Origin of the sequence: Streptomyces sp. SID14478 (assembly GCF_010548525.1) — a bacterium.
In the GTDB taxonomy this organism is placed as follows: Bacteria; Actinomycetota; Actinomycetes; order Streptomycetales; family Streptomycetaceae; genus Streptomyces.
Map to the genome: position 1 here is coordinate 1 of NZ_JAAGMG010000963.1, position 2,369 is coordinate 2,369.

Annotated in this window: 2 protein-coding genes; both read right to left on the reverse strand. The window is 74.0% G+C overall.

The genetic code is table 11. The annotated features are described in order from the left end of the window. Positions 1–1,070, reverse strand: a 1,070-nt coding sequence (locus tag G3I40_RS31100) for a beta-ketoacyl synthase N-terminal-like domain-containing protein (RefSeq protein WP_164305959.1), incomplete at its 3' end; no start/stop codon positions are given. 32 nt (positions 1,071–1,102) lie between these two features. Next, positions 1,103–2,369: beta-ketoacyl reductase (locus G3I40_RS31105; RefSeq protein WP_164305960.1), on the reverse strand; the 1,267-nt coding region annotated here is incomplete at its 5' end.

Genomic DNA, 2,369 nt, shown 5'->3' on the forward strand with positions numbered 1-2,369 from the left:
AGCGCCTGCGCCTCGATCGGGTCGCCGAGGACCGTGCCGGTGCCGTGCCCCTCCACCGCGTCGACGTCGGCCGGGGAGAGGCCGGCCGCGGCCAACGCCTTGCGGATGACGCGCTGTTGGGCGGGTCCGTTGGGTGCGGTCAGCCCGTTGGACGCGCCGTCCTGGTTGACGGCGGACCCGCGGATCACCGCGAGGATCTGGTGGCCGCGCTCCTGTGCCACGGAGAGCCGCTCGACGAGCAGCACGCCGACGCCCTCGGCCCAGCCGGAGCCGTCGGCGCCCGCGGCGTACGACTTGCAGCGCCCGTCGAAGGCGAGGGCCCGCTGCCGGGCGAAGCCGACGAACCCGCCGGGCGTCGCCATCACGGTGGCGCCGCCCACGAGCGCCATGGAGCATTCGCCGCGGCGCAGTGCCTGCGCGGCGAGGTGCAGCGCCACCAGCGACGAGGAGCACATGGTGTCGACGGTGACCGCGGGGCCTTCGAGACCGAGGGTGTAGGCGACGCGTCCGGAGGCGACGCCCCCGGCGGTGCCGAGTGCGCGTTCCAGGCTGAGGAAGTCCTCGTGGCCGCTGAGGTCGGGGGCGTAGTCCTGGTGCACCATGCCGGCGAACACGCCGACGTCGCTGCCGCGCAGCGCGTGCGGGTCGAGGCCGGCCCGTTCGAGGGCCTCCCAGGACACTTCGAGCAGCTGCCGCTGCTGCGGGTCCATGGCGAGGGCCTCGCGCGGCGAGATCCCGAAGAACGCGGGGTCGAAGAGGCCCGCCTCGTGCAGGAAGGCACCCTCACGCACATAGGTCGTGCCGGGGTGGTCGGGGTCCGGGTCGTACAGGCCCTCGACGTCCCAGCCGCGGTCCTCGGGGAAGGGGGTGTAGACGTCGGCGCCTTCGGACACCACCCGCCACAGGTCCTCGGGGTCCCGGACCCCGCCCGCGTACCGGCAGGCCATCGAGACGATCGCGATGGGCTCCGTGGCCGCGGCCGCGAGCTCGCTGTTCTCCTGCTGAAGCCGGGTGTTCTCCTTCAGCGAGGCCCGCAGAGCCTCGACGACCTGCTTGTCCGGCGCGGACATAACCATCCTCCACGGTTCGTTCACCATCAGGGTCAGCTCGTCTTGCCCAGGGCCCGTTGCACCAGGTCGGCAACGTCCATTGCGTCGATCAGTTCCTCGTCGCCGGCGGCCGTCGGCGCTTCGCCCGCCGCCTGCGCGTCGTCGGCGCCGTCGTTGTCGTCGGCGAGGCCGAGGAGGGCCTCCAGGACGCCGGCCTGCTTGAACCGGGCGAACGGGACGGACGCCAGGACCTGCCTGAGGTCGTCCTCGCGCGGATCCGGTGCTTCGTCGTCCTCGCGGAGCAGTTCGGAGCGCAGGTACCCGACCAGCGCCTCCGGGGTGGGGTAGTCGAAGATCAGCGTCGCGGGCAGCCGCAGCCCGGTGGCCTTGTGCAGGCTGTTGCGCAGGTTCACGGCGGCCAGCGAGTCGAAGCCGACCTCCTGGAACGCCTGTCGGGGGCCGATGCCCTCGGCGCCGCCGTGGCCGAGCACCGTCGAGGCGTGACCGCGCACCAGGCGGAGCAGGACGCGGTTCTGCTCGGTGTCCGAGACCGCCCGCAGGGAGTCCGCGAGGGACGCGGCGGCGTCGCTGTTCTCGCCGTCGCCCTGTGCCGCCTGCAGCACCGCTCGCGCCTCGGGCAGTTCGGCCAGCAGCGGGCTGGAGCGGACCGAGGTGAACGCCGGGACGAAGGCGGCCCAGTCCATGTCGGCCACGGCCACGAACTTCTCGTTGCCGCGCACCGCCTGGACCATCGCGGTCACCGCAAGCCGCGGCGCCATGGGGAGCACCCCGCGCCGGCGCAGCTGGGCCAGAGCGGCCTCGTCCATGCCGACGCCGATCTGGTCGAGCGCGCCCCAGGCGAGGGACGTCGCCCGCAGCCCGCGGGCCCGCCGCCACTCGACGAGGGCGTCCAGGACGGCGTTGGCGGCACCGGAGGGGCCTTGGCCGCCGCCGCCCCACACGCCGGCGATCGAGGAGAACACCACGAACGCGTCGAGCGGGGTGTCCTCGAACTGCTCGTCCAGCCACAGGGCGTTGTCGACCTTGGCCGCGAACACCTCGGCGAGGTCGGCGGGCGCCGTGTCGTCGACGGAGCCGGTCCGTGTGATGTCGGCGGCGTGCACGACGGCGGTGAGCGGGTGTGCGGTGTCCGCCACCAGGCGCGCGACCGCCTCCCGGTCGCTGTCCGCGCAGACTTCCACGGTCGTACGGGCGTCGAGCGCGGCCAGTTCGGCGCGCAGCTCCGCGACGGCCTCGCCGGGCGCGTCCGCGGTGGTCGTGATGACGAGCCGGTCGGCGCCGGCCTGCGCGAGCCACGCC